Annotated in this window: 22 protein-coding genes and 1 pseudogene; 20 read left to right on the top strand and 3 right to left on the bottom strand. The window is 60.4% G+C overall.

All coding sequences use genetic code 11. From position 1 onward, the window contains the following. Positions 1 to 29: 29 nt before the first annotated feature. From F6R97_RS01180 to F6R97_RS01205, 6 genes are all read left to right on the top strand, one after another. Positions 30 to 545 (top strand): sigma-70 family RNA polymerase sigma factor, encoded by a 516-nt coding sequence (locus tag F6R97_RS01180; RefSeq protein WP_315865860.1) that lies wholly within the window; start codon positions 30 to 32, stop codon positions 543 to 545. After that, entirely contained in the window at positions 546 to 1,523 is a 978-nt protein-coding gene (locus tag F6R97_RS01185) for a FecR domain-containing protein (protein WP_038983255.1), read from the top strand. It begins immediately after the preceding gene. Positions 1,524 to 1,659: 136 nt separating this feature from the next. Beyond that, a complete protein-coding gene (locus F6R97_RS01190; protein ID WP_038983254.1) occupies positions 1,660 to 4,092 on the top strand; it encodes a TonB-dependent receptor in 2,433 nt (810 codons plus the stop codon). A gap of 63 nt (positions 4,093 to 4,155) precedes the next feature. Continuing rightward, positions 4,156 to 5,340 carry an ABC transporter substrate-binding protein gene (locus F6R97_RS01195; protein WP_038983253.1) on the top strand — a complete coding sequence of 395 codons (1,185 nt, stop codon included), beginning with the start codon at positions 4,156 to 4,158 and terminating at the stop codon, positions 5,338 to 5,340. Next, complete coding sequence (locus F6R97_RS01200; RefSeq protein WP_315865861.1) at positions 5,337 to 6,398, top strand: iron ABC transporter permease; 1,062 nt, start codon at positions 5,337 to 5,339, stop codon at positions 6,396 to 6,398. The genes F6R97_RS01195 and F6R97_RS01200 overlap by 4 nt, the downstream gene beginning before the upstream one ends. Next, a complete protein-coding gene (locus F6R97_RS01205) occupies positions 6,392 to 7,147 on the top strand; it encodes an ABC transporter ATP-binding protein (RefSeq protein ID WP_038983251.1) in 756 nt (251 codons plus the stop codon). The genes F6R97_RS01200 and F6R97_RS01205 overlap by 7 nt, the downstream gene beginning before the upstream one ends. A gap of 9 nt (positions 7,148 to 7,156) precedes the next feature. Here F6R97_RS01205 and xerC read toward each other — a convergent pair whose 3' ends face one another. Continuing rightward, complete coding sequence (gene xerC, locus F6R97_RS01210; RefSeq protein ID WP_038983250.1) at positions 7,157 to 8,095, bottom strand: tyrosine-type recombinase/integrase; 939 nt, start codon at positions 8,093 to 8,095, stop codon at positions 7,157 to 7,159. A gap of 353 nt (positions 8,096 to 8,448) precedes the next feature. Here xerC and arnB point away from each other — a divergent pair, with 353 nt between their 5' ends. The 14 genes and pseudogenes from arnB (at position 8,449) to F6R97_RS01280 (ending at position 23,876) form a co-directional block, all read left to right on the top strand. Further along, positions 8,449 to 9,597, top strand: coding sequence for a UDP-4-amino-4-deoxy-L-arabinose aminotransferase (gene arnB, locus F6R97_RS01215; RefSeq protein ID WP_038983249.1), 1,149 nt, complete (start codon positions 8,449 to 8,451; stop codon positions 9,595 to 9,597). After that, the gene (gene arnC / locus F6R97_RS01220; RefSeq protein ID WP_038983248.1) at positions 9,594 to 10,613 is read left to right on the top strand and encodes an undecaprenyl-phosphate 4-deoxy-4-formamido-L-arabinose transferase; all 1,020 of its coding nucleotides are present in this window, start codon (positions 9,594 to 9,596) and stop codon (positions 10,611 to 10,613) included. The genes arnB and arnC overlap by 4 nt, the downstream gene beginning before the upstream one ends. Beyond that, positions 10,610 to 12,616, top strand: a complete 2,007-nt coding sequence (arnA, locus tag F6R97_RS01225) for a bifunctional UDP-4-amino-4-deoxy-L-arabinose formyltransferase/UDP-glucuronic acid oxidase ArnA (RefSeq protein ID WP_315865862.1) — start codon at positions 10,610 to 10,612, stop codon at positions 12,614 to 12,616. The genes arnC and arnA overlap by 4 nt, the downstream gene beginning before the upstream one ends. Beyond that, positions 12,616 to 13,500 carry a 4-deoxy-4-formamido-L-arabinose-phosphoundecaprenol deformylase gene (arnD, locus tag F6R97_RS01230; protein ID WP_315866130.1) on the top strand — a complete coding sequence of 295 codons (885 nt, stop codon included), beginning with the start codon at positions 12,616 to 12,618 and terminating at the stop codon, positions 13,498 to 13,500. Before arnA ends, arnD begins: the two co-directional genes overlap by 1 nt. Beyond that, a complete protein-coding gene (gene arnT / locus F6R97_RS01235) occupies positions 13,497 to 15,146 on the top strand; it encodes a lipid IV(A) 4-amino-4-deoxy-L-arabinosyltransferase (protein ID WP_315865863.1) in 1,650 nt (549 codons plus the stop codon). The genes arnD and arnT overlap by 4 nt, the downstream gene beginning before the upstream one ends. After that, positions 15,143 to 15,487 (top strand): 4-amino-4-deoxy-L-arabinose-phosphoundecaprenol flippase subunit ArnE, encoded by a 345-nt coding sequence (gene arnE, locus F6R97_RS01240; protein ID WP_038983245.1) that lies wholly within the window; start codon positions 15,143 to 15,145, stop codon positions 15,485 to 15,487. Before arnT ends, arnE begins: the two co-directional genes overlap by 4 nt. After that, complete coding sequence (gene arnF / locus F6R97_RS01245; RefSeq protein WP_038983244.1) at positions 15,484 to 15,897, top strand: 4-amino-4-deoxy-L-arabinose-phosphoundecaprenol flippase subunit ArnF; 414 nt, start codon at positions 15,484 to 15,486, stop codon at positions 15,895 to 15,897. Before arnE ends, arnF begins: the two co-directional genes overlap by 4 nt. After that, positions 15,894 to 17,273 carry a UDP-glucose dehydrogenase family protein gene (locus F6R97_RS01250; protein ID WP_038983243.1) on the top strand — a complete coding sequence of 460 codons (1,380 nt, stop codon included), beginning with the start codon at positions 15,894 to 15,896 and terminating at the stop codon, positions 17,271 to 17,273. The genes arnF and F6R97_RS01250 overlap by 4 nt, the downstream gene beginning before the upstream one ends. Next, positions 17,246 to 18,868 (top strand): ArnT family glycosyltransferase, encoded by a 1,623-nt coding sequence (locus F6R97_RS01255; protein WP_315865864.1) that lies wholly within the window; start codon positions 17,246 to 17,248, stop codon positions 18,866 to 18,868. The genes F6R97_RS01250 and F6R97_RS01255 overlap by 28 nt, the downstream gene beginning before the upstream one ends. 97 nt (positions 18,869 to 18,965) lie before the next feature. Next, positions 18,966 to 19,181 (top strand): annotated as a pseudogene (locus F6R97_RS01260) (MmgE/PrpD family protein); the annotation flags it as partial. 175 nt (positions 19,182 to 19,356) lie between these two features. Continuing rightward, positions 19,357 to 20,535: an MFS transporter gene (locus F6R97_RS01265; RefSeq protein ID WP_315865865.1), complete on the top strand. Its 1,179-nt coding sequence runs from the start codon at positions 19,357 to 19,359 to the stop codon at positions 20,533 to 20,535. Positions 20,536 to 20,691: 156 nt separating this feature from the next. Then, a complete protein-coding gene (locus tag F6R97_RS01270) occupies positions 20,692 to 21,387 on the top strand; it encodes an HPP family protein (RefSeq protein ID WP_315865866.1) in 696 nt (231 codons plus the stop codon). Positions 21,388 to 21,614: 227 nt separating this feature from the next. Further along, positions 21,615 to 22,721: an enoyl-CoA hydratase/isomerase family protein gene (locus F6R97_RS01275; protein ID WP_315865867.1), complete on the top strand. Its 1,107-nt coding sequence runs from the start codon at positions 21,615 to 21,617 to the stop codon at positions 22,719 to 22,721. 3 nt (positions 22,722 to 22,724) lie between these two features. Continuing rightward, positions 22,725 to 23,876: an acyl-CoA dehydrogenase family protein gene (locus F6R97_RS01280; protein WP_038983238.1), complete on the top strand. Its 1,152-nt coding sequence runs from the start codon at positions 22,725 to 22,727 to the stop codon at positions 23,874 to 23,876. 126 nt (positions 23,877 to 24,002) lie between these two features. Here the strand turns inward: F6R97_RS01280 and F6R97_RS01285 are convergent, their stop codons facing one another. Together F6R97_RS01285 and F6R97_RS01290 are read right to left on the bottom strand one after the other, a co-directional pair. Further along, on the bottom strand, positions 24,003 to 24,776 hold the full coding sequence (locus F6R97_RS01285; RefSeq protein WP_030131385.1) for an enoyl-CoA hydratase: 774 nt from the start codon (positions 24,774 to 24,776) through the stop codon (positions 24,003 to 24,005). 14 nt (positions 24,777 to 24,790) lie between these two features. Further along, complete coding sequence (locus tag F6R97_RS01290) at positions 24,791 to 25,918, bottom strand: acyl-CoA dehydrogenase (protein WP_258622486.1); 1,128 nt, start codon at positions 25,916 to 25,918, stop codon at positions 24,791 to 24,793. Positions 25,919 to 25,964: the final 46 nt, after the last annotated feature.

Genomic DNA, 25,964 nt, shown 5'->3' on the forward strand with positions numbered 1-25,964 from the left:
TACTTCTCAATCGCTAAAAATTATCATCCATGAGCGATACCCTGCCCGCGACCCACAACAATCATCTGCGCATGATCGAGGCCCTGTACAGCGGCCATCACGGCTGGCTGTACGCCACGCTGCGCAAAAAACTGGGCAACGCCATGGATGCGGCTGATCTTGCACAGGACACCTTCACTCGCATACTTGCTTCCCGGGTCGCGGTTATTGAGCAGCCCCGGGCTTACTTGAGCTGCGTGGCCAAGGGCATTCTGGTCAATTGGTATCAGCGCAAGGCGCTCGAACGCGCCTACCCGGATGCCTTGGCGTTGTTGCCCGCGCCTGAAGTGCCCTCCCCCGAACTGCGCTTCATGGTGCTGGAAACCCTGCACGAAATCGACGCGATGCTCGACTCGCTGCCGCCGCTGGTAAAACGTACGTTTTTGCTGTCGCAAATCGGCGGGCTGAAATACGAGGACATCGCCACGCAACTGGGCGTCTCGCTGATTACCGTCAAGCGCTACATGAAGCAGGCCTTCGTACAATGCCTGATGCTGGTGGAGTGAATGTCGACTCGCCACGGTGACGCGCAAATCGATCCGCGAATTCTCGAAGAAGCTGCCGAGTGGCTGATGCGTCTGAGCGAAAGCGACTTCAATGAAACCGAGCGTGCCGAGTGGGAATGCTGGCGGGTCAGCAGCCCCGAACGGCATCGCGCCTGGGCTCGTGCGCAATTGCTGCAAAGCAAGCTCGGCGGGCTGCCGCCGTCGCTTGCGATGTCGGCGCTGGACCGCCCAAGCAATCCGGAACGACGCACCGCACTGGCAAAACTGGCAACAATCCTCGCGGTACTCCCCGCCGGCTGGGGCAGCTGGAAGCTGATGGAATCGCAGCAATGGACGGCCGACTACCGAACTGCCGTGGGCCAACGTCGTGAAATGACCCTGGCCGACGGCTCGCGCATCACCCTGAACACCGACACCGCCATCGACGTGCTGTTCGACGCTAACCAGCGACTGATCAACTTGCGCGAAGGCGAAATTCTGGTGCAAACCGCGCCGGATGTATTGCCCCAGGCCAGGCCCTTTCTGGTCAGCACCCGTCAGGGGCGCATGCAGGCCTTGGGCACACGGTTTACCGTTCGCGAATGGCAGACCCGCACCCACCTTGCCGTGCTGGACGGCGCAATCAGAGTCGAATTGCCCCGTGACAGCCACGTCGCCCCATTAATCGTCAATGCCGGGCAACGCACCGATTTTTCCGCGCAAGCCTTTGGCCGGTTGAACCCGGTGGACAGCGCCGTCAGCGCCTGGTCTCAAGGCATGTTGATGGCTGACAACGTACGTCTGGCCGACTTCCTCGCCGAACTGGCGCGCTATCGCAAAGGCTTCGTACGCTGCGACCCGGGCATTGCCGATCTGCGCATTTCAGGCGCCTTCCCCATCAGCGACACCCAACGCACCCTGAACATGCTCGTGCAAACGTACCCGGTGATCGCCACCGGGCATTTAAGCGGCTATTGGGTCACGCTTTCTCCTGCCTAAGCTCGAAAAAAGTCTCGCCAAAACGCTTTGCAAAAACGCCCCGCAAAAAAAATTGCGGCGCAGGTGATACTTTTTTTGATCTCGACTGGCTAGGGAAGGAAGAACTTCTCAACCTCGTCGAAAGGGTCATCACTCCATGTTCGTTGCACGCCCTCAGTGTTCGGATCGCTCATTGAAACTGGCTGTCCGTAGCGCGTTGCTAAGCCTTGCCCTGACCGGTGTCGCCAGCCCGTTTGCCTCCGCCGCCGCGCCGGTACAACAGGATGCCACCGCCACCCGTGCCTACAACATCGCGCCGGGGCCATTGGGTGCAACGTTGTCGAGATTTGCCGTCGACGCCGGCATTGCCCTGTCGTTTCAACCTTCGATGACCGAAGGCCTGACCAGCCCGGGCCTGTCGGGCACTTACTCGACGCAGGAAGCGCTCAGCCGATTGCTGGCCGGCAGTGGCCTGGAAATCGTCTCGCGCAATGACGGCAGCTACACCTTGGCACCGCGTCCGGCCGACAGTGCAGGCGGGTTGACCCTTGACGAAACCACGGTCAACGGCATCGACGCTCGTACCAACAGCCTGCCGCCGGCTTATCCTGGCGGTCAGGTCGCTCGTGGCGGGCGCCTCGGTCTGCTGGGCAACAAGGATGTGATGGACGCGCCCTTCAGCGTCAGCAACTACACCTCGGCACTGATGAAGGATCAGCAGGCGGTCACCGTGGCCGATGTGCTGGAGCGCGACTCCTCGGTACGCTCCACAGGCCAGACCGGCGGCATCGTCGACTCGTTCTTCATCCGCGGCTTCCCGGTGGGTGAAGGCAACCTCGGTGAGTTGGCGTTCGACGGTGTGTATGGCGTGGCCCCCAACTATCGGGTGTTCACCGAGTACGCCGAACGCATCGAAGTAATCAAAGGCCCTGGCGCCCTGCTCTACGGCATGTCACCCAACAGCGGCGTCGGTGGCGTGATCAACGTGGTGCCCAAGCGCTCTCTCGATGAAGACTTGACCCGGTTCACCGCCGGCTATGCCATGGACTCGCAGATCGGTGGGCACATCGACGTCAGTCGGCGCTTCGGTGAGGAACGCCAGTTCGGCGTGCGCATCAACGGCAGCACCCAGCAAGGCGACACCGCCATCGACGATCAATCCCGTGATGTCGATATCGGTTCGATCTCGCTGGATTATCAGGGTGAGCGACTGCGCACCACCCTGGACCTGATCAGCCAGAAGGAGGAGTTCGACGGCGCGTCACGGCCGTTCCTCATTGCTTCCGGCGTGGACATTCCTTCCGCAGCCAATGGCCGTACCAACGTCAGCCAGGACTGGGGTTGGTCTGAAACCCGTGACAAATCGGCCCTGCTCGGCGCCGAGTACGACCTCAACGACGCCCTGACCGTGTTCGCCCACGCCGGCGGCGGCAAGTCGGATGTCGCGCGAATGTCCGACCAGACCCCGACCATCCTCAACAGCGCTGGCGATACGCGGTCGGTTCCCGGCTATTACAAATTCGAAGTCGAGCGCTACACCGTCGATGCCGGTGCCCGCCTGCGCTTCGACACCGGCCCGATCAGCCACAGCACCACCGTGCAAGTCACCCGTTACCGTGACGAGTTGTCCCGGGGCATCAACTCCGGGCCGGCGGTTCTGTCGAACATGTATCACCCGGTCGACCGTCCGAAACCGTCGATTGCCAGCCCCGATGCGCTGAAAGTCTCCGAGACCGAACTGTCCGGTGTGGCCCTGGCCGACACCCTGTCGATGATGGACGAACGCTTGCAGGTCACCCTCGGCTTGCGCAAGCAGAACATCAAGTCCGATAACTACAACACCGCCGGTGTGGTCACCACCTCGTACGATGAAAGCGAAACCACGCCGCTGTTCGGGGTGGTGGTCAAACCCTGGGATCACGTTTCGTTCTACTACAACTACATCGAAGGCTTGAGCAAAGGCGACATCGCACCGGCCACGGCCTCGAACTCGGGTGAAATCTTCGCGCCTTACATCTCCCGTCAACAGGAAGTCGGGGTCAAGGTCGACTACGGTACCTTCACCTCCACACTCGCCCTGTTCCAGATCAAGAAGCCCAGCGGCGAACTGGCCAACGGCGTGTTCTCGGTGGAAGGCGAACAACGCAACCGTGGCGTGGAGTTGAACGTGTTCGGTGAAATCGCCCAGGGCACGCGGCTGCTCGGTGGCGTGACCTTGCTCGACGCCGAACTGACCAAAACCGGCACTGCCGCCAACCGTGGCAACAAACCGGTGGGCGTACCCGAGGTTCAGGCCAACCTCTGGGCCGAATGGGACACCCCGTGGGTCGAAGGTTTGACGCTGACCAGCGGCGCGATCTACACCGGCAGCCAATACGTGAACCAGGCCAACACCCAGGAACTCGATCCATGGACCCGCTTCGATGTCGGAGCGCGTTACGCCACGCGCATCGCGGAACACCCGACCACGTTCCGGGCGACGGTGCAGAACGTATTCGATCGTGAGTACTGGTCCGGTGTCGCGTCTTACGGCGCCTTCTCCCAAGGTTCGCCGCGCACCCTGCAACTGTCGGCCACCGTCGATTTCTGAAAACGTTCAGCCCGAGCAGTGGCCTGAGCCGCTGCTCGGGCTGACCCTGTAAAGGCTTCAACCATGGCATCTGTTCATCGACACAGCCACGCCTTCGTTGCCCTGCTATTGGCAGGACTGCTGGGCGTGGCGTTGTTTTTTTCACTGGCGCCGCGCAACGCGGTTGCCGCGGTTCAGGACCCTGCAGCAGTCACGGTGACCGACTTGCTGGGACGCAAGGTCAAGGTTCACCTTCCAGTCAGACGAGTGATTCTCGGCGAAGGTCGTCAGCTGTACCTGGTCGCCGCACTGGATACGCAGAACCCGATCGAGCGCATCGTCGGTTGGCGCAAAGACTTGATTCAGTCTGACCCGGACACCTACGGCGCCTACCTGCGCAAATTCCCCGACATTGCAAAGATCCCTACCTTCGGCGGCTTTGAAGACGGCACGTTCGACATTGAGCAAGCGATCTCCCAGCAGCCCGACGTGATCATCCTTAACATCGAAGCCCAACACGCCACCGAAGACGCCCGCTACATCGAGAAACTCGACGCCTTGGGCATTCCGGTGGTCTATGTCGATTTTCGCAACAACCCGATGGCCAACACCGAACCGACCATGCGCCTGTTCGGCAAGCTGTTCGGCAAGGAAGCGCGCGCCGAGGCGTTCATCGATTTTCGCAACCAGCAGATCCGCCGCGTCACCGACGTCATCAAGGCCAGCCAAGCGCCGCGCCCGAACGTGTTCATCGAACGCATCGGCGGTTATACCGACGACTGCTGCCTGAGTTTCGGTAACGAGAACTTCGGTCGTTTCGTCGAGATGGCCGGCGGCAAGAACATCGCCAAAGGAATCATTCCGAGCACCTTTGGCCAGTTGAACCCTGAACAGGTGATTGTCGCCAACCCGGATCAGGTGGTCGTGACCAGCGCCAACTGGGAAGCCTTTGCGCCCAACGGCCGTTGGGTCGGCGTTGGCCCGGGCGCCGACCTCACAGAGGCCCGACGCAAACTGGCCTGGTACACCCAGCGCCCGGCTTATGCCGGGATCAAGGCTCAGGGCACCCAAGCGTTTCATGGGATCTGGCACCAGTTCTACAACAGCCCTTACCAATTCGTGGCCATCCAGCAACTCGCCAAATGGTTTCACCCGACACTGTTTGCCGACCTCGATCCCGACGCCTCGTTTCGCGAACTGCATGAGCGATTCCTGCCGGTACCGTACGAGTCGGGTTACTTCGTCAGCCTTAAGGAGAGCCGTCAATGAGCTCCTTGGGCGAAGCGCAGATCGTACAACGCGACACGTATCGTCAATTGGTGCTGCGCAAACGGCTGATTCTCGCGGCGTTGGTGGTGTTGCTAGTGTGCAGCGTGTTGCTGGATCTGGCCCTGGGCCCCGCCACTTACAGCTTGAGCGAAGTACTCAATGCACTGTTTTCACCGGACACCGCATCGGCGCAAGTGCGGGTGGTGATGTGGGAAATCCGTCTGCCGGTGGCGCTGATGGCGGTGGCGGTCGGCGCGGCGTTATCGCTGGCCGGCGCGCAGATGCAGACCATCCTCAACAATCCCCTCGCCAGCCCTTTCACCCTCGGTATTTCCGCCGCCGCCAGTTTCGGCGCGGCCATGGGCCTGGCCTTCGGCGTGGCGCTGTTTCCGTTGGCGGCGCAGTACATGGTGCCAGTGAATGCCTTCATCATGGCGATGCTGTCCGCGCTGCTGATCCACTTCCTGAGCATGCGCCGTGGCGTGACTGCAGAAACCATCGTGCTGCTCGGCATTGCGCTGGTGTTCACCTTTAATGCGCTGTTGGCGCTGGTGCAATTCTTCGCCACCGAACAAGCGGTCGCGGCGGTGGTGTTCTGGACCATGGGCAGTTTGACCAAAGCCACCTGGCCAAAACTCGGGGTGATCTGCCTGGTGATCCTGATCACCCTGCCGATTTTCGCCAAACGTGCCTGGGCTTTGACCGCCCTGCGCCTGGGCGATGACAAGGCCGCGAGTTTCGGGATCAACGTGCGCAGCCTGCGCTTTCAAACGCTGATCATGGTTAGCCTGCTCGCCTCGTTTCCGGTGGCATTTGTCGGCACCATCGGCTTTATCGGGCTGGTCGGGCCGCACATCGCGCGGATGCTGATTGGTGAAGATCAGCGGTTCTTTTTACCCGCCTCGCTGCTGACCGGCTCGCTGATTCTGTCCGCCAGTTCAGTGGTCAGTAAAACCCTGATCCCGGGCGCGATATTTCCCATTGGCGTGGTCACCTCGCTGATCGGCGTGCCGTTCTTCATATCTCTGATTCTCAGCGGGAAGAAAAACTCATGGTGAAGATCCAGCTTGAGAACCTCGGCGCCCGCTACGGCCTGCGCGAGATCATTTGCGGCGTGACCACCTCGACCTTCACCGGTGGCCAGGTGGTCGCCGTGGTCGGGCCGAACGCGGCGGGCAAGTCGACCCTGTTCAAACGCATGGCCGGGCTGATCGATGGGCCAGGCCAAGTCATTCTGCAAGACTCGAAAAAAGGCTCACAAGGCATCAGCTACATGCCCCAAGGCCTGAATGCCAGCGCCCGCCTGACGGTTTACGAATCAGTACTGCTGGCGCGCAAACAGCTGACGCCGGGCTGGGTCGTACACAACGACGAGTTGAGACTGGTGGACGATATTCTCGGCGCGCTAGGGATCACCGACCTGTCCTTTCGCAACCTCGGCGAACTCAGCGGCGGCCAGCAACAGCTGGTGTCGATTGCACAAACCCTGGTGCGCGAGCCGGAAATCCTGCTAATGGACGAACCGACCAGCGCCCTCGACATGCATCGACAGGTGCAAGTGTTGAACTTCATGCGCGCACTGGCGCGCAAACGCGAGGTGATCGTGTTCATCGCGATCCACGACCTGAATCAGGCCTTGCGCTTCGCCGATCAGGTGCTGGTCATCGCCAACGGTACCAGCCACGGCAGCGGGCCCAGCGATGAAGTGATCACTGAGCAGATGCTGCGTGAGGTCTACAAAGTCGAAGCGCGGATCGAGAAATGCAGCCGTGCCCAAAGCCACATTCTGATCGACGATATCGTCTGAAACCCGCCGTCAAAGGTCGAAGCGATCCACTGCGCGACGGCGTTCATTGTCGTCGCGCACATCGTAATTGGCGGTGGTCTGGATGTTGCTGTGATGGGCCAGTTTCTGCGCAATCGACAGATCGTGCTCTTCAATCACTCGGGTAATGAACGACCGTCGGAAATCGTGCGGCATGATTTTCACCCCGACCTGTGCGCCGCGTTGCCGGGCGATGTAGTAGATCGCATGCTTGGTGATGCGCTCGCGGGTAATGTGGCTGCCACGGCGGATGCGGTTGAACAGGAACAGATCATCCGTCTCGCCCTCCTTCAACTGCGAACGCCGCAACTCCAGCCACGCATCCAGTTTGGCGAAGGCCCAGGCTGGCGCGTACTTGATCAGCTGTTTGTTGCCCTTGGCGGTGACGCACAGGCTGCGTTCGGTGAAATCCACCTGGGCCAAGTCCAGATTCACCGATTCCGATTTGCGCATCCCCGAACCGTACAGAATCCCGATGATTGCCGCGTCCCGGAGCCCTTGTGGCCGAGAGTCGGCGGCACAGACCTCCATCAAGTCGCGAATCAAGGTGCGCTTGAGGTTGCGCCCCTGGGACAGTCGCGTGCCGGCAATGCCTTTGACCGAGCGCATTTTCAGCAGGTGCTCCTGACTGATCAGGCTCATGCGCCACGCTTCGTTCATCACCCCGCGCACCGCGTTAACGTAGAGCGACGAGGTGTTCGGCGCGTAGCCGTCTTCGCGCAAGGTCGCCACCAGTGCAACGACATCCTCGGGTTGCAGTTGATGCCAGGGAATCTCTTCGATGTTCATGTCTTCGAAGTCCAGACGGTCGGCGGCGTCCTGCAATACATAACGCATGGTCAACTGGCTGGACGGCGCCAGACGCGCCAGATACAGGGTCAACGGGTTGGCTTTGGAAACAATGGATTCAGTAGCAGGTAAGTCAATCAATGAAACGGCCTTGAAAATGAATAAAGTTCAACAAAATAACTAAACAATGAAATCTACTTAATATAAAGCGCGGCACTTCTGTCGCGCTCTTACGCTAAAAAACGGGATAAACGGCACAAGTCTGAACAGTGGCTGTATGAGCTTCAGATAAACGATTCGCCCACCGCTTTTTGATGTTCCTTTGACAAAAACGGGCATAACCTTCCCTTCATTCGACGAGCCCGCGGGGCCGTCACGCTGCCGGTCATGGCCGGCAAAGTCAATTGATGGCTTCTTGGCTTATCGGCTAAGCCTTTGAAAACACGCTTCTTTCGGCGATTTCGCTGAAGGGCTTCGTTCGCCCGGAGATTACTATGAATCAGGCGTTTCTCCCCTTCTCCCGCCCCAGTATCGGCGATGAAGAAATAGCCGCGGTAGAACAAGTACTGCGCTCCGGCTGGATCACTACCGGGCCGAAAAACCAGCAACTGGAAGAGCACTTCGCCAACTATGTCGGCTGTCGCCATGCCGTCGCATTGTCTTCAGCCACCGGCGGGATGCACATCACGTTACTGGCATTGGGAATTGGTCCCGGCGACGAAGTCATCACACCGTCCCAGACCTGGGTATCGACCGCCAACATGATCTGCCTGCTCGGCGCGACGCCGGTTTTCGTCGACGTTGATCGCGACACGTTGATGAGCGACCTGGCGAGCATCGAAGCGGCAATCACGCCGCGCACCAGGGCAATCATTCCGGTGCATTACGCCGGAGCCGCGTTCGACCTCGATCCGCTTTACGCGCTGGCCGACAAACACGGCATCGCCGTCATCGAAGACGCTGCGCATGCGGCGGGCACTTTCTATAAAGGTCGTCACGTCGGCGCCCAAGGCACGGCGATCTTCTCATTCCACGCGATCAAGAACATGACCTGCGCCGAGGGTGCAATGTTCGTCAGCGACGATGAAGCCCTGGCCGCTCGAGTGCGCATGCTCAAATTTCATGGCTTGGGCGTGGATGCCTACGACCGCCTGACCCACGGCCGCAAACCTCAGGCCCAAGTGATTGAGCCTGGCTTCAAGTACAACCTGGCCGACATCAACGCGGCCATTGCCCTGGTGCAATTGAAGCGTCTGGACGCGATCAACGCCAAGCGCACGGAGCTGGCCCAGACCTATCTGCAACGCCTGGAAGGCTTGCCGGTGCAACCGCTGGCCATTCCGGCGTATGCGCAGCAGCACGCCTGGCACCTGTTCATTCTGCGCATCGACACCGAACGTTGCGGGCTGGACCGCGAGGCGTTCATGAAGGCTTTGCAGGAACAGAACATCGGCACCGGCATTCACTTCATCGCCACGCACCTGCACACCTTCTACCGCCGCCGTTTCCCCAACATCTACCTGCCTAACACCGAATGGAATTCGGCGCGGCTGTGTTCGATCCCGTTGTTCCCCGACATGACCACCGATGACGTCGATCGTGTTGTCGGCGCCATTGAAAACACATTGGACAAAAGCCTGTGAAACCTTATCCGATCCGTTGCGTGTCAATCGTCATCCCGGTCTACAACGAGCAAGACAGCCTGCCCGAGTTGCTCCGGCGCACCGAAGCGGCGTGCCGGCAACTGCATCAGGATTACGAAATTGTGTTGGTCGATGACGGCAGTCGCGACAACTCGGCGCAGATCCTCGAGGACGCTGCCAGTCGCGAGTGCAGCCCGGTGGTGGCGGTCATTCTTAATCGTAACTACGGCCAGCACGCAGCGATCATGGCCGGGTTCGAACAGTGCAAAGGTGATGTGGTCATCACCCTAGACGCCGACCTGCAAAACCCGCCGGAAGAAATCCCGCGGCTGGTGGCTCAGGCCGAACTGGGTTACGACGTGGTCGCCACGGTGCGCAACAATCGTCAGGACTCTGCCTTGCGTCGTTGGCCATCGAAGCTGATCAACCTCGCCGTGCAGCGTTCCACCGGCGTCGCCATGAGCGACTACGGCTGCATGCTGCGCGCCTATCGCCGGACCATCGTCGACGCCATGCTCGCCTGCCGCGAACGCAGCACCTTCATCCCGATCCTGGCCAACAGCTTCGCCCGGCACACCACGGAAATTCTGGTGACCCACGCCGAGCGCGAACACGGCGAATCCAAATACAGCCCGATGCGCCTGATCAGCCTGATGTTCGACCTGATCACCTGCATGACCACCACACCGCTGCGATTACTGAGCATCGTCGGCTTCGGCATGGCCGGCCTCGGTTTGTTGTTCGCCGTCATGCTGATCGTCCTGCGCCTGGTCTTCGGCGCCGAGTGGGCCGGCGACGGGCTGTTTGTACTGTTTGCGGTGCTGTTCGTTTTCACCGGTGGGCAGTTCATCGGCATGGGCCTGTTGGGCGAGTACCTGGGCCGCATGTACAGCGACGTCCGGGCGCGCCCACGGTTCTTCATCGAAAAGGTTCTGCGCAGCCACCCCTCTACCCCTGCTCCCGTAGTCACCGTCGACGGCCTCACTTCCACTTCTTCAGATCAGGTTCTCTCATGAGCGCAAAAGCTGTTGTCTTCGCCTATCACGATATTGGCTGTGCCGGCATCGAAACCCTGCTCAATTCGGGTTACGAGATTGCCGCCGTGTTCACCCATCCCGACGATCCGAAGGAAAATGCGTTCTACAGCTCGGTTGCACAACTGTGCGCCCGCAAAGGCATCCCGGTGCACGCCCCGGAAGATGCCAACCATCCGCTGTGGATCGAGCGCATCAGCAAGCTCAACCCCGATTACCTGTTCTCGTTCTACTACCGCAATCTGTTGAGCGAACCGCTGTTGGCCACGGCCAGTAAAGGCGCGTTCAACCTGCACGGTTCGTTGTTGCCTCGCTACCGTGGCCGGGCACCGGCCAACTGGGTGCTGGTCAACGGTGAAACCGAAACCGGCGTGACCCTGCACCGCATGGTCAAACGTGCCGACGCCGGCGCGATCATCGCTCAGCAACGGGTGGCGATCGAGCGCAGCGACACCGCGCTGATCCTGCACGGCAAATTGCGCGTGTCTGCCACCGATCTGCTGCGCGATACCTTGTCGGCGCTGCTTCAGGGCAAAGTCAGTGAAACCCCACAAGATGAATCCCAAGCCACGGTGTTTGGCCGTCGCACCCCGGCGGACGGCAAACTGCTCTGGAACAAACCCGCTGAACAGCTGTTCAATCTGGTCCGCGCCGTGACCCAGCCTTATCCGGGCGCGTTCTGCGCGGTGGGCGAGCACAAGCTGATTGTCTGGAGCGCCGACGTGGCAAAGGGCAATGAAGGCCTGGCACCGGGCCGGGTCATCAGCGTCGATCCATTGCGAATCGCCTGTGGCGAAGACTCGCTGGTGATCAACGCTGGCCAGCGTAACGACAACGGTCTGTACCTGAGCGGCCCGCAACTGGCCAACGAACTGGGGCTGGTCGATGGTTCGGTATTGCGTGGCGCCGAATCGGGCCGTGGGCCACGTCGCACCCGGGTGCTGATCCTCGGCGTCAACGGTTTCATCGGCAATCACCTGTCCGAACGCCTGCTGCGTGACGACCGCTATGAAGTGTACGGCCTGGACATCGGCTCGGACGCCATTGAGCGGCTGCGCAGCCATCCGAACTTCCACTTCGTCGAGGGCGACATCAGCATCCACTCGGAGTGGATCGAGTACCACATCAAGAAGTGCGACGTGATCCTGCCGCTGGTGGCGATTGCCACGCCGATCGAATACACCCGCAATCCGCTGCGCGTGTTCGAACTGGACTTCGAAGAGAACCTGAAACTGGTTCGCTTCTGCGTCAAATACAACAAGCGCGTGATCTTCCCGTCGACCTCCGAAGTCTATGGCATGTGCCAGGACGGCAATTTCGACGAGGACAGCTCCAACCTGGTGGTCGGGCCGATCAACAAGCAACGCTGGATCTATTCGACCTCAAAGCAGTTGCTCGACCGGGTGATCTGGGCCTACGGCCAGAAAGGCCTGAATTTCACCCTGTTCCGCCCTTTCAACTGGATGGGCCCACGCCTGGACCGGCTGGACTCGGCACGCATCGGCAGCTCCCGGGCCATCACCCAACTGATCCTGAACCTGGTGGAAGGCACGCCGATTCGTCTGTTCGATGGCGGTGAGCAAAAACGCTGCTTCACCGACATCGCCGATGGCGTCGAAGCTCTGGCGCGGATCATCGACAACGAGAACGACGCCTGCAACGGCCAGATCATCAACATAGGCAACCCCGACAACGAAGCCAGCATTCGTCAGTTGGGCGAAGAACTGCTGCGCCAGTTCGAGGCGCACCCGCTGCGCAACAACTTCCCGCCGTTCGCCGGCTTCCGCGATATCGAAAGCAAAGCCTTCTACGGCACTGGCTATCAGGACGTGTCTCATCGCAAACCGAGCATCGCCAACGCCAAACGTCTGCTTGACTGGATACCAACGGTGCAGATGAGCGAGACCATCGGCAACACGCTGGATTTCTTCTTGCGCGAGGCCATGCTCGAACGGGCGGAGCAATCTACAGAAGAATCATGCTGATGCAGGCAGGCCTACGAATCGATGTCGACACTTACCGAGGCACCCGTGAGGGGGTGCCGCGGCTGCTGGACATGCTCGATGAGGCTCAGGTCAAGGCGACGTTTTTCTTCAGTGTCGGGCCAGACAATATGGGGCGCCACTTGTGGCGCCTGATCCGCCCGCAGTTTCTCTGGAAAATGCTGCGTTCCAACGCCGCCGGCCTGTATGGCTGGGACATTGTGCTGGCCGGCACCGCTTGGCCGGGCAAACCCATTGGCCGAGACCTCGGACACCTGATGCGTCAGGCCCTGGCGGGTGGGCATGAAGTCGGCCTGCACGCCTGGGACCATCACGGCTGGCAGGCCAATGCCGGGCGCTGGAGCGAGGCGCAGTTGATCGAGCAGATTCGCCGTGGCGTCGACAGCCTCAGCGACATCCTCGGGCAAAAAGTCGAGTGCTCGGCGTCTGCCGGCTGGCGGGCGGACGAGCGTGTGATCGAGGCCAAGCAGGGTTTCGGCTTTCGCTACAACAGCGATTGTCGGGGCCAAAACCTGTTCCGGCCGACATTGGCCGATGGCAGTCCGGGGACCCCGCAGATTCCGGTGGACCTGCCGACCTTCGATGAGGTGGTCGGCCCGACCGTCGCGGCCAAGGACTTCAATGCTTTCATTCTTGAGCGGTTCACCCCGCAAACACTCAACGTCTACACGATCCATGCCGAAGTAGAAGGGATTCTTATGGCCAACGATTTCCGTCAACTGCTGGCCGAAGCGCGCCGGCAGAACATTCATTTCCAACCCCTGGGCAATCTGCTGCCAGAGGCACCCGCCACCTTGCCGGTCGGCCGAGTCGTGCGCGGCACCCTCGAAGGCCGTGAAGGCTGGCTGGGGGTACAAGGCGCATGAGCCAGCGCTGGGCACTGCCGTTTTTGCTGGTCGTTTTGGCGCTGGCGTATTTGCTGCCACTGGGTACTCACGGTTTATGGATTCCCGACGAAACACGCTATGCCCAGATCAGCCAGGACATGCTCCTGAGCGGTAACTGGGTGTCGCCGCACTTCATGAGCCTGCGTTACTTCGAAAAGCCAGTGGCCGGTTATTGGATGATCGCCATTGGTCAGGCGCTGTTTGGCGACAACCTGTTTGGTGTGCGTATCGCCTCGGCGCTGAGCACCGGGTTGAGCGTGTTGCTGTGTTATCTGATCGCCCGACGGCTGTGGAACGAGCCGCGCAAGAGCTTCGCCTGCGCGCTGCTGTACATGAGTTTTACCATCGTCGCCGGACAAGCCGGCTACGCCAACCTCGATCCGCAATTCACTTTCTGGGTCAACCTGAGTCTGGTGGCTTTGTGGTTTGCGCTGGACAGCGTCAACCGTGGCCCGCGTCTGCTCGGCTGGGCGATGCTGGGGCTGGCCTGCGGTTTGGGTTTCATGACCAAGGGGTTCCTCGCCTGGCTGCTGCCGGTGCTGATCGCCCTGCCCTGGATGCTCTGGCAAAAACGCTGGCGCGAGCTGCTGACTTACGGCGCGGTGGCGATTGTCGTGGCCATCGCGGTCAGCCTGCCGTGGGCCCTGGCGGTGCATACGCAGGAACCCGATTACTGGCGGTTCTTCTTCTGGCATGAACACATTCGTCGCTTCGCCGGGGATGACGCCCAGCATGACGCACCGTGGTGGTTCTATTTGCCGCTGCTGGTGGCGTTCAGTCTGCCGTGGGCGGCGTTGCTGCCGTCGGCGCTGAAACAGGCGTGGCAGACCCGGCATCAGGCAGGCATCGCTTTCCTGTTGCTGTGGCTGCTGATGCCGTTGGCGTTTTTCAGCCTGAGCAACGGCAAATTGCCGACCTACATCTTGCCCTGCCTGCTGCCCCTCGCATTGTTGCTGGGCCATGCACTGGCAGACCATTTGAAGCTGGAACAGGGCCGGGTACTGGGGATCAATGGCCTGCTGAACCTGACGCTGGGCCTGATCACCCTGATTACGCTGGTCTGGCTGCAACTGAAAAACCCGCTGTACGCCCATGAACTGCACAACCTGGTGCTGGTGTTCATCGGTTTGATCGGCTGGATCATGGCAAACCTGCTGCAAGCGTTCCGCCCGTTGCAATGCTGGGCGGCACCGGCCTTCGGCAGTTTGCTGCTGATCGGCGTGCTGCCGGCCGGGATGCCCGATTCGGTGGTGGCAAACAAGATGCCCGATCAGTTCGTCCTCGAACACGCCGAGGAACTGGCGCAAAGCGGCAAGCTGTTGAGCAATGATCTGGGCGCCGCTTCAGCCCTGGCCTGGCGCCTGAAACGCCCCGACGTGGCGTTGTACAACACGATAGGCGAATTGAAATATGGCCTCGCCTATCCTGATTCAGTGAAGCAGCGAGTCGACCCGGACAAGGTTCGACAGTGGATGCGCGAAGCCCGCCAGAGTGGTTCGGTCGGCGTGGTGATGCGGGTCAAGGGCGATGGCGAGCTGCAAGAAATCGAACGACTGCCCAAGGATGGCAAACGTTATGAGCAAGGCAACCTGGTGATTCTGATCTTTCCTCAGGAGGCGTCATGAGCCTGCTGCTCGTTTTAACTGCCTGCCTGCTGACCTGCCTGGGCCAAATCGCCCAGAAATACGCCGTGGAAAGTTGGCGCGGCAAGGCGTCGGGCTGGGGTGAGAAGCTGCGTTCGCCGTGGCTGTGGCTGGCGCTCGCCTCTCTGGGATTGGGCTTGCTGGTCTGGCTGCTGGTGTTGCAACGCCTCGAAGTCGGCGTCGCCTATCCCATGCTCAGCCTGAATTTCGTGTTGATCACATTGGTCGCCCGCTTCGTCTTCCACGAAACCATCGACCGCCGTCACTGGTTGGGCGTGGCGCTGGTGATCGCGGGTGTGGTCTTGCTGGGGCAACACGCATGAGCCTGCGTCGCGGACTCGTCTTCGCCTTGGCCAGCGTGCTGCTGGGCAGCGCCGCGCAGTTGGGCATGCGCTGGAGCATGACCCGCCTGCCCCATCCCGAACAGTTGATAAGCGCCTTGAGCAACGGCAGCGTCGATGCGACCGCCGTGTCCGTCGTGCTGGCCGCCATCCTCGCCTATGCCGTGTCGATGTTCACCTGGCTCGCCGCCCTGCGGGATTTGCCCCTGGGTCGGGCGTATTCACTGCTGAGCATCAGCTACGCGCTGGTGTATGTGCTGGCCGCCAGCCTGCCGCTGTTCAACGAAACCTTCAGCCTTTCGAAAACCCTGGGGGTGGCGTTGGTCATCCTCGGTGTCGTCACCATCAACTCGCGACCCGCTCACACGCCCACTATCAGGAGAGCTCCATGAAAATCAGTGTATTTGGCAGCGGTTACGTTGGCCTGGTGCAAGCTGCCGTCCTGGCTGAAGTCGGCCACGACGTGGTGTGCATGGACATTGACGAGGAAAAAGTCGCGCTGCTGCAACAAGGCCACGTCAGCATCTTCGAACCGGGGCTGGCCAGCCTGGTGCGTGAGAGCCTGGAAGCCAAACGGCTGCAGTTCACCACGGACGAAAAATTCGCGGTGCAACATGGCCAGGTACTGTTCGTCGCTGTCGGCACGCCGTCCCGGGACGATGGTTCGGCGGACCTGCGCTACGTGCTGTCGGTGGGTGAAGCGGTGGCGCGTCACCGTGAACAACCGGTGATTCTGGTGGAGAAATCCACGGTGCCGGTGGGCACGGGCGATACGCTGCGCGCGCATATCGAAAAGTGCCTGCTCAAAGTCGGTCGGTTGCTACAGTTCGATATTGTCTCCAACCCCGAATTTCTCAAGGAAGGGTCGGCCGTGGCCGATTGCCGGCGCCCGGACCGCATTGTCATCGGTTGTGAACGCGATGACGTGCGCGATGTAATGCGCGACCTCTACGCCCCGTTCAACCGCAACCATGACCGCATCATGTTCATGGACCTGCGCAGCGCCGAGCTGACCAAATACGCTGCCAACTGCATGCTGGCGACCAAGATCAGTTTCATCAACCAGATCGCCGAGCTGGCCGAACACCTGGGCGCCGACATCGAATCTGTGCGGCTGGGCATCGGCGCCGATTCGCGCATCGGTTATCACTTCATCTATCCCGGCTGCGGTTACGGTGGCTCGTGTTTCCCCAAGGACATGCGCGCGCTGATTCACAGTGCCGAACAGGCCCACTGCTCCAGCGACCTGCTGCAAGCGGTGGAAGCCATCAACCAGCGGCAGAAACACAAACTGTTCGAACGCATCAACGCCTTCTACAAAGGCGATTTGCGTGGCAGGACCTTCGCCGTGTGGGGCCTGGCCTTCAAGCCCAATACCGACGACATGCGCGACGCGCCGAGCCGGGTGCTGCTGGAATCGCTGTGGGCTGCCGGGGCTCATGTGCGGGCGTTCGACCCGGAAGCCATGCAGGAAACCCAACACCTTTACCCGGACGAATCTAAGCTGATGCTTATGGGCACACCAGAATCGGTTCTTACCGGGGCCGACGCCTTGATCATTTGCACCGAGTGGCAGCAGTTCAAGGCGCCGGACTTCAACCTGATCCAGCAACGGCTTAACGCGCCGGTGATCTTCGACGGGCGCAACCTGTACGACGCCGAGCGCCTGGCCCGCAGCGGTTTCCTGTACTTCCCGATGGGCCGCGGTGAATCGCGCAACCTGCCGATTCCCCATCAGCAATGGCCAGCGGCCTCGGTCGTGGCGTGAACACGGTTTCGCCCGGCATTCGTCGGCAGTCCCTGGGGGTTGGGCTGCTGGCGCTAATGCTGTTCATCGCCGGGGTTTATCAGCAAGCGGCGATCGGTTTCGACTCACGGTTCGTGCTGTTCGCCCAGGAGATGCTGCGCCACGGGCCATCGGTTTTTCCGACTACCTACGGCCAGCCCTATGCCGATTATTCAGCGGTTTCGACGCTGTTCATCTGGTTGTTGTCCCTGCCGTTCGGGCAGGTCAACAGCCTCAGCGCCTGGTTGCCGAGCGCCATCGCTGCCGCGGTGATCGTCACGTTGATGTACCGGTTGCTCGCGCCGTACTCCAGACGTTGGGCGCTGCTGAGCATCGCCTTGATGTTGCTGACCAGTACGTTTGTCACTGAAACCCGTGCCGTTTCCCAGGATTTGATGCTGGCGGCCGTCGCGTTTTCGGTGTTCTACCTGGGGTACGCCACCGATCATTTTGCGATGCCTCGTCGGTTGCCGTTACTGCTTGCCTTGTTGCTGCTGGGCTTCGGCATTCGCGGGCCGATCGGGCTAATAATCCCCACCGGCATGCTGTGCAGTTATTACCTGCTCAATCGCCAATGGTCACGGTTGTTCGGTTTCGGCTTGCTGGCGACCGTGTTGCTGGCGATGTGTGTCGGCGTGCTGCTATGGCTGGCCGAAACCAGCGGCGGACCGGCATTCATGCAGGACGTGGTGCACATGCAGTTCTTGGGGCGTATGGATGGCAGCGAAGGGGCCAGCGGTTCGCTGTATTACTTCACCCGTTCGCTGGGTAACTATGCGCTCGCCTATCCGCTGGCGTTGCTGGTGTTGGCCGCGGTCTGGCTGACGAATCCACGGCAGGCCGGTCCGGCATTGCGTCTGTTGCAGTACTGCACGGCGGCCGGGTTGATTGTGATGATTGGTTTGTCGATTCCCCAGGCTAAAAAGGCTCGTTATCTACTGCCGATGCTGCCCATGGCGGCGATCATTGCAGCGTATCCGTTTCAGGTGGCGCAGGGTCGGGTGTTCGGTTGGTTGCGGACCTTGATGCAAGGGCTGTGGTTGCTGATTCCAGGGCTGTTGATCGTCGGATTACTGATCGCGCAGCGGCGTCTGCCAACGCCACCGGCTGCCTTTGTTCCGGTCCTGATCGTGCTTGCCGCGTTGCAAATCATCGCGCTGGTGGCGTGGTTCCGATCTCGTTGGCGGGCCGAAGTATTGGCCGGTTGTGCAGTCCTGGCGCTGTGGTCGGTTTACATCCTGGTGTTCGAACCGGCCGAGCGTCAGCTTTACGACACGCAAACCTTCAGCCGAGCGGCATTCGCACAGGTTCAGAAAGACCCGGCGCCGCTGGTGCTGCACGGCATGGGCAAAGACGCCAAGGCGATCAAGTTCATGGTCAATATCGAGCAGGATCTGCAACCGGTGTTCACCGAATCAATTCAAGAACTCGAAGCGCTGCCAGGACCGGCCTGGCTGATGATGGATCGGAGCGACTACCACGCCCTGCAAGGCACACCGCTGGGAGCCCAGGCGCCGATATTGAGCGGGCGTTTCGATAAAAACGATTACGTCCTGCTGCACACGCCTCCCTTGTAGGAGCTGCCGAAGGCTGCGATCTTTTGGTGGTTTCGATGTTGTTGAAGATCAAGATCAAAGGATCGCAGCCTGCGGCAGCTCTTACATAGGGACGTATAGCCTGCAGACCGTGGACGGTCGGCAAGCGAGCCTGTGTGTTGAGGTGCCGTTGGGTGCTCCGGGCAATCCGCTGAGTGATGAGGCGCTGGAGGAGAAGTTTTTCAGCTTGGCTAGCCGGGTGATGCCGCGACAGCGGGCGGAAGAATTGTTTGCGCAGTTGTGGCGGCTGGAAGAACTGGAGTCGGTTCGGGTGCTTGATCGATGGCTGACTTGAGTATGGCGTTGCCTGATCCGGCCTCTTCGCGAGCAAGCCCGCTCCCACAAGGTTCGCGTCGAGCCACGATTAAATGATCGACACAAAACCTGTGGGAGCGGGCTTGCCCGCGATTGGCAACGACTCGGTCTTGTGTCGGACACTACAGAATCTTAATAAGGACATTTGCCCCACCGTGGCCACTTACTCCCTCGTTATCCGCCGCTTGATGATCGTTTCGCTGACCATCGTCGTCAGCCGCGCCATTACCAGCCCGTTGCTCACCCTGTTTCTGAGCAACAAACTCGGCCTCAACCAACAGGACGTCGGCCTGTTGCTGGGCATCGCGGTGTTCATCGCCACCCTGCTCGCCCTTTACGGCGGCTACATCATCGACCGCCTCGAAAAACGTCGGCTGCTGATCCTGGCCATGCTCTCCAGTGCCATCGGCTTTGTGCTGCTGACCTTCGCCGAAAACCTTTACCTGACCACCGCCACCCTAGTGATTACCGAAACCGCCTCGGCGCTGTTCCTGATCGGGTCCAAGGCGATCCTCAGCGAGAACCTGCCTATGGGCCAGCGCGCCAAGGCTTTTTCGCTGCGCTACACGCTGACCAACATCGGCTACGCCACCGGCCCCATGCTCGGTGTGGTGATCGCCGGAGTGCAACCGCTGGCGCCGTTCCTGATTGCCGGCGGCATCGCATTCTTCAGTATTTTCCTGATGAGCGGAATTCCCAAAGACCCGGCCCAGATACCCGCCATCGGCCAGCCCCAGAGTTTCCTCAAAACCCTGATCACCCTGAAGAACGACCGCACGCTGATCATGTTCACTTGCGGCTGCCTGCTCAGCACCGTGGTGCACGGTCGTTTCACCCTGTACTTGTCGCAATACCTGCTGGTCACGCAAGACACCAAACGTGCCCTGGAAACCATGGCTGCCCTGCTCGCCTGCAACGCCATCAGCGTGATCCTGCTGCAATATCAGATCGGCCGGTTCCTCAAACGTGAACAACTGCGTTACTGGATTGCTGGCGGCACCAGCCTGTTCATCCTCGGGTTGATCGGTTTCAGCCTGGCTGACAGCCTGGTGAGCTGGTGCGTGGCGATGTTCATTTTCACCCTCGGCGAAATGATCATTTACCCCGCCGAATTCCTCTTTGTCGACACCTTGGCCCCGGAAGAACTGCGCGGCAGCTATTACGGCGCGCAGAACCTCGCGGCCCTCGGCGGTGCGCTGAGCCCGGTGATCTGTGGCTATCTGCTGATGCACACGCCCGCACCCACCATGTTCTATGCCTTGAGCGCGTTGACGGCAATGGGCGGTTTTCTCTGCTTCATGAGCGGTCGGCGCGTGGCAATACTGCAAAAATAATGCATTGAAACTGCATTAATATGAATTTGTCAGCATCAGGAATGATCGGCACACTGTGCGGCGTTCCTCCCCCAATAGTTGGAACTACTTCAAGGGCTTTCTGGGTATCCCAGCTAAGCCTTTTTTTTGCCTCGATTTTTACGGATTGTTTGCCTCATGTTTGCTCGCTGGTTCCCTGCCGCCATCAATACCCGTCCTTCAGAATGGAGCCGCGCCGCCATCGGCATGTCGCTGGGGACGATGTTCAGCGTCTGGCTCTGCAGTCAGGTATTTGGCATGGAAGTGGCGCAGCACCTGATCGGCCCGCTGGGTGCGTCCGCAGTATTGTTGTTTGCCGTGTCCTCAGGCGCCCTCGCCCAGCCGTGGTCGATTCTTGGCGGTTATTTGAGTGCCGGGGTGGTCTCTCTGCTGGTCGCTCACGTACTCGGACGCACCCTCGGCAGCGCCTGCCTGGCGGCGGGCATGGCGCTGATTCTGATGTGCTGGCTGCGTTGCCTGCACCCGCCTGCGGGAGCGTTGGCGTTGCTGTTGGTGTTGGCAGACCCGGCGACCATTGCCCTAGACTGGAAAGCCCTCGGCCCGGTGATGCTCAGTGGCTCGACAATGCTGCTCAGCGCACTGGCGTACAACAACCTGACGCGCATTCGCTACCCAAAACGTCCCGCTGAACCGGCACCGATGATGTCCGTCCCAGACAGCCAGGCGATCACTGCCGCGGATCTGAAACTGGCACTTGCCGACATGGAGGCCTTCTACGACGTCACCCCCGAAGACCTCGAACAACTGATCCATGCCAGTGAATTGCATGCCAAGCGGCGTAGCATCGGGGATGTATTTTCCAGCAAGGGTTGAAGATCAAAAGAAAGATCAAAAGATCGCAGCCTTCGGCAGCTCCTACGTTGAACATCGATCACGTAGGAGCCGCCGAAGGCTGCGATCTTTTGTTTTTGCCCTAAGGTAAAAATGCAAACAGCACCTGCACGTATCCCGGTTGTACATCACAAATTTGCACTGATACGATCCAGCATCGCTCGCGCGCGAGCTTCTCTATAAAGAACAATAAAAGCAGGGAGTTAGTGATGACTGCTCAGGTTTCATCCCCGACCACACAGCCCATGGATGCCACGCAAAACGAAGTGTTGGCCGAGGTGCGCAATCACATCGGTCACCTGACCCTCAATCGCCCCGCCGGCCTCAACGCCATTACCCTGGACATGGTTCGCAGCCTGCAGCAGCAGCTCGATGCCTGGGCACAGGATCCGCAGGTGCATGCGGTGGTGTTGCGCGGCGCTGGTGAGAAAGCGTTCTGTGCCGGCGGCGATATCCGCTCGCTGTACGACAGTTTAAAAAGCGGCGACACCCTGCATGAAGACTTCTTCGTCGAGGAATACGCCCTCGACCTCGCCATCCATCACTATCGCAAACCGGTCCTGGCCTTGATGGACGGCTTTGTGCTGGGCGGTGGCATGGGGCTGGTGCAAGGCGCCGATTTGCGGGTGGTCACCGAGCGCAGCCGTCTGGCGATGCCGGAAGTGGCTATCGGTTATTTCCCGGATGTCGGTGGCAGCCATTTTCTGCCGCGCGTTCCCGGTGAGCTGGGTATTTACCTAGGTGTCAGCGGCGTGCAAATCCGTGCGGCCGATGCGCTCTATTGCGGCCTGGCCGACTGGTACCTGGAAAGCAACAAGCTGGGCACCCTGGACGAGCAACTCGATCAGCTCGAATGGCACGAGACTCCATTGAAGGACCTTCAAGGTCTGCTGGCGAAACTCGCCGTGCAACAACTGCCGGCTGCACCATTGGCGGCGTTGCGGCCGGCTATCGATCACTTCTTCGCCCTGCCCGATGTGCCGAGTATGGTGGAACAACTACGTGAAGTGACCGTCGCCGATAGCCATGAGTGGGCCACGGCCACCGCTGACTTGCTGGAAAGCCGTTCACCGCTGGCCATGGGCGTGACCCTGGAGATGCTGCGGCGCGGTCGGCACCTGAGCCTGGAACAGTGCTTCGCCCTCGAACTGCACCTGGATCGCCAGTGGTTCGAACGCGGCGACCTGATCGAAGGCGTGCGCGCCTTACTGATAGACAAAGACAAGAACCCGCGCTGGAACCCGCCAACTCTGCAGGCGCTGGACGCCGAGCACGTGGCGAGTTTTTTCACCGGGTTCGACCCAAGCTGGAGCTGAGTCATGCACGATATCGAATTGAGCGAAGAACAAGTGATGATCCGCGACATGGCCCGGGATTTTGCCCGCGGCGAAATCGCGCCCCATGCACAAGCCTGGGAAAAGGCCGGCTGGATCGATGACGGTCTGGTAGCGAAGATGGGTGAACTGGGTCTGCTGGGCATGGTGGTGCCCGAGGAATGGGGCGGCACTTATGTCGACTACGTCGCCTACGCCTTGGCGGTGGAAGAGATTTCCGCCGGCGACGGCGCCACTGGTGCGCTGATGAGCATCCATAACTCCGTGGGCTGCGGGCCGGTGCTCAACTACGGCACCGAAGAGCAGAAACAGCAATGGTTGCCAGACCTCGCCAGCGGCCAGGCCATCGGTTGCTTTTGCCTCACCGAACCCCAAGCCGGTTCCGAAGCCCACAACCTGCGCACCCGCGCCGAACTGCGCGACGGCCAGTGGGTGATCAATGGCGCCAAGCAATTCGTCAGCAATGGCAAACGGGCGAAGCTCGCAATCGTGTTCGCCGTGACCGATCCGGAGCTGGGCAAGCGCGGCATCTCGGCGTTCCTGGTGCCGACCGAAACCGCAGGTTTTATCGTCGACCGCAGTGAACACAAGATGGGTATCCGTGCGTCCGATACCTGCGCCGTGACCCTGAGCAATTGCACCGTTCCCGAGGCCAATTTGCTCGGCGAACGCGGCAAAGGCCTGGCCATCGCCCTCTCCAACCTCGAAGGCGGCCGCATCGGCATCGCCGCGCAAGCCTTAGGCATCGCCCGTGCGGCGTTCGAAGCAGCGCTGGCTTACGCGCGCGATCGGGTGCAGTTCGACAAGCCGATCATCGAGCACCAAAGCATCGCCAACATGCTGGCCGACATGCACACCCGCTTGAACGCCGCGCGCCTGCTGATCCTGCATGCCGCAAGGTTGCGCAGTGCTGGCAAACCGTGTCTGTCGGAGGCCTCACAGGCCAAGCTGTTTGCCTCGGAAATGGCCGAGAAGGTCTGCTCGTCGGCGATACAGATTCATGGCGGGTATGGGTATCTGGAGGATTACCCGGTGGAGCGCTACTACCGGGATGCGCGGATCACGCAGATTTATGAAGGGTCGAGCGAGATACAGCGGATGGTGATTGCCCGGGAGCTCAAGCACTACCTGGTTTGAAGCCTTAAAAGCTTCGCGAGCAAGCCCGCTCCCACATTAGTCCTGCGGTGTACACGGCATTTGTGAACACCCGAGATCAAATGTGGGAGCGGGCTTGCTCGCGAAAGCGTCCGCAAGAACGCTACATCACTTACCCTGGAACTCCGCCTCCCGCTTGGCAATAAACGCCGCCATCCCTTCCTTCTGATCCTGCGTCGCAAACGCCGCATGGAACACCCGGCGCTCAAAACGCACACCTTCCGACAGGCTGACTTCAAACGCGCGGTTGACGCTTTCCTTGATCATCATCGCAATCGGCAGCGACTTCTTGGCAATCAGCGCCGCGACTTTCAGCGCCTCTTCCAATAGCTCATCCGCGGGCACGATGCGCGCAACAATGCCGCAGCGCTCTGCTTCCACCGCATCGATCAAACGTCCGCTCAGGCACATTTCCATGGCCTTGGCCTTGCCCACGGCTCGGGTCAGGCGCTGGGTGCCGCCCATGCCCGGCAACACACCGAGGTTGATTTCCGGCTGACCGAATTTGGCGTTGTCGCCCGCCAGAATGAAGTCGCACATCAACGCCAGTTCACAACCGCCGCCCAAGGCGAAACCGTTGACTGCGGCGATGATCGGCTTGCGGCGGTTGGCCACGCGATCGCTGTCGCTGAACAGGTCATCGAGGTAGATCTGCGGATACGTCAGCTCGGCCATTTCCTTGATGTCGGCACCGGCGGCGAAGGCTTTTTTCGAGCCGGTCAGCACGATGCAACCGATGTTCGAGTCGGCTTCCAGACCATCGAGGGCGTGGTTCAATTCGCTGACAATTTGCGCATTCAACGCGTTCAAGGCTTGCGGACGGTTGAGGGTAATCAGGCCGACGCGGCCGTGGGTTTCCAGCAAAATCGTTTCGTAGTTCATAGGTGGATTCCTTCTCAAAGATTGCGCGAAATGACCATGCGCTGAATGTCGCTGGTGCCTTCGTAGATCTGGCACACCCGCACGTCGCGGTAGATCCGCTCCAGCGGGAAGTCGTTCAGGTAACCGTAACCGCCAAGGGTTTGCAACGCCGAGGAGCAGACCTTCTCGGCCATTTCCGAAGCGAACAGCTTGGCCATGGATGCTTCCACCAGCGCCGGTTTGCCGCTGTCGCGCAACGCCGCCGCGTAATGCACCATCTGCCGGGCGACGGCGATCTGGGTTGCCATATCCGCTAGCCGGAAGGCTACCGCCTGGTGTTCGATGATCGGCTTGCCGAAACTCTCGCGTTCGCGAGCATAATCACGGGCCGCTTCGAACGCGGCGCGGGCCATGCCCACCGATTGCGAGGCGATGCCGACACGACCGCCTTCGAGGTTGGCCAGGGCGATCTTGTAGCCTTCGCCCTCCTCGCCCAGTCGATTGGCCACCGGGACTTTCACATCCTCGAAGAGGATCTGGCAGGTATCGGAGGCGTGCTGACCAAGTTTGTCTTCGACCCGCGCGACTTTATAGCCCGGCGAATCGGTCGGCACGATCAGCGCCGTGATCCCGCGTTTGCCGGCACTCGGGTCGGTCACCGCAAAGACAATCACCACCCCGGCGTTTTGCCCGGAAGTAATGAACTGCTTGCAACCGTTAAGCACGTAATGATCGCCATCGAGCCGGGCACGGGTTTTCAGGCTGCTGGCATCAGAGCCGGCTTGCGGTTCGGTCAGCGCAAACGCACCGAGCATTGCGCCGCTGGCGAGCGGCTTGAGGAAGCGTTCTTTCTGATCGTCGTTGCCGAACTTGAGGATCGGTACGCAACCCACCGAGTTATGCACGCTCATGATGGTCGAGCAGGCGCCGTCGCCGGCAGCGATTTCTTCCAGGGCCATGGCGTAGGCCAGATAACCGGTGTCACAACCACCCCACTGCTCCGGCACCAGCATGCCGAAGAAACCCAGGTCGGCCATCTCGCGGATGGCTTCCTTGGGGAAGCGATGTTCACGGTCCCATTCGGCGGCGAACGGTTTCAGCCGTTCCTGGGCAAACTGCCGGGCCGCGTCGCTGATCTGAAGTTGTTCGTCATTGGGAATCATGCCAAGTCCTTAAAAATGTAATTGCCCCTACAGAAACCATGCGGGC

The sequence above is a fragment of the Pseudomonas sp. JV414 genome, from assembly GCF_032424305.1.
GTDB lineage: Bacteria > Pseudomonadota > Gammaproteobacteria > Pseudomonadales > Pseudomonadaceae > Aquipseudomonas > Aquipseudomonas lini.

What these genes read in the sequence shown, in the direction of transcription:
- F6R97_RS01180 (WP_315865860.1), top strand. Translation starts at nt 30, where the DNA reads ATGAGCGATACCCTGCCCGCGACCCACAACAATCATCTGCGCATGATC.
- F6R97_RS01185 (WP_038983255.1), top strand. Translation starts at nt 546, where the DNA reads ATGTCGACTCGCCACGGTGACGCGCAAATCGATCCGCGAATTCTCGAA.
- F6R97_RS01190 (WP_038983254.1), top strand. Translation starts at nt 1,660, where the DNA reads ATGTTCGTTGCACGCCCTCAGTGTTCGGATCGCTCATTGAAACTGGCT.
- F6R97_RS01195 (WP_038983253.1), top strand. Translation starts at nt 4,156, where the DNA reads ATGGCATCTGTTCATCGACACAGCCACGCCTTCGTTGCCCTGCTATTG.
- F6R97_RS01200 (WP_315865861.1), top strand. Translation starts at nt 5,337, where the DNA reads ATGAGCTCCTTGGGCGAAGCGCAGATCGTACAACGCGACACGTATCGT.
- F6R97_RS01205 (WP_038983251.1), top strand. Translation starts at nt 6,392, where the DNA reads ATGGTGAAGATCCAGCTTGAGAACCTCGGCGCCCGCTACGGCCTGCGC.
- arnB (WP_038983249.1), top strand. Translation starts at nt 8,449, where the DNA reads ATGAATCAGGCGTTTCTCCCCTTCTCCCGCCCCAGTATCGGCGATGAA.
- arnA (WP_315865862.1), top strand. Translation starts at nt 10,610, where the DNA reads ATGAGCGCAAAAGCTGTTGTCTTCGCCTATCACGATATTGGCTGTGCC.
- arnD (WP_315866130.1), top strand. Translation starts at nt 12,616, where the DNA reads ATGCAGGCAGGCCTACGAATCGATGTCGACACTTACCGAGGCACCCGT.
- arnT (WP_315865863.1), top strand. Translation starts at nt 13,497, where the DNA reads ATGAGCCAGCGCTGGGCACTGCCGTTTTTGCTGGTCGTTTTGGCGCTG.
- arnE (WP_038983245.1), top strand. Translation starts at nt 15,143, where the DNA reads ATGAGCCTGCTGCTCGTTTTAACTGCCTGCCTGCTGACCTGCCTGGGC.
- arnF (WP_038983244.1), top strand. Translation starts at nt 15,484, where the DNA reads ATGAGCCTGCGTCGCGGACTCGTCTTCGCCTTGGCCAGCGTGCTGCTG.
- F6R97_RS01250 (WP_038983243.1), top strand. Translation starts at nt 15,894, where the DNA reads ATGAAAATCAGTGTATTTGGCAGCGGTTACGTTGGCCTGGTGCAAGCT.
- F6R97_RS01255 (WP_315865864.1), top strand. Translation starts at nt 17,246, where the DNA reads ATGGCCAGCGGCCTCGGTCGTGGCGTGAACACGGTTTCGCCCGGCATT.
- F6R97_RS01270 (WP_315865866.1), top strand. Translation starts at nt 20,692, where the DNA reads ATGTTTGCTCGCTGGTTCCCTGCCGCCATCAATACCCGTCCTTCAGAA.
- F6R97_RS01275 (WP_315865867.1), top strand. Translation starts at nt 21,615, where the DNA reads ATGACTGCTCAGGTTTCATCCCCGACCACACAGCCCATGGATGCCACG.
- F6R97_RS01280 (WP_038983238.1), top strand. Translation starts at nt 22,725, where the DNA reads ATGCACGATATCGAATTGAGCGAAGAACAAGTGATGATCCGCGACATG.
- F6R97_RS01285 (WP_030131385.1), bottom strand. Translation starts at nt 24,776, where the DNA reads ATGAACTACGAAACGATTTTGCTGGAAACCCACGGCCGCGTCGGCCTG.
- F6R97_RS01290 (WP_258622486.1), bottom strand. Translation starts at nt 25,918, where the DNA reads ATGATTCCCAATGACGAACAACTTCAGATCAGCGACGCGGCCCGGCAG.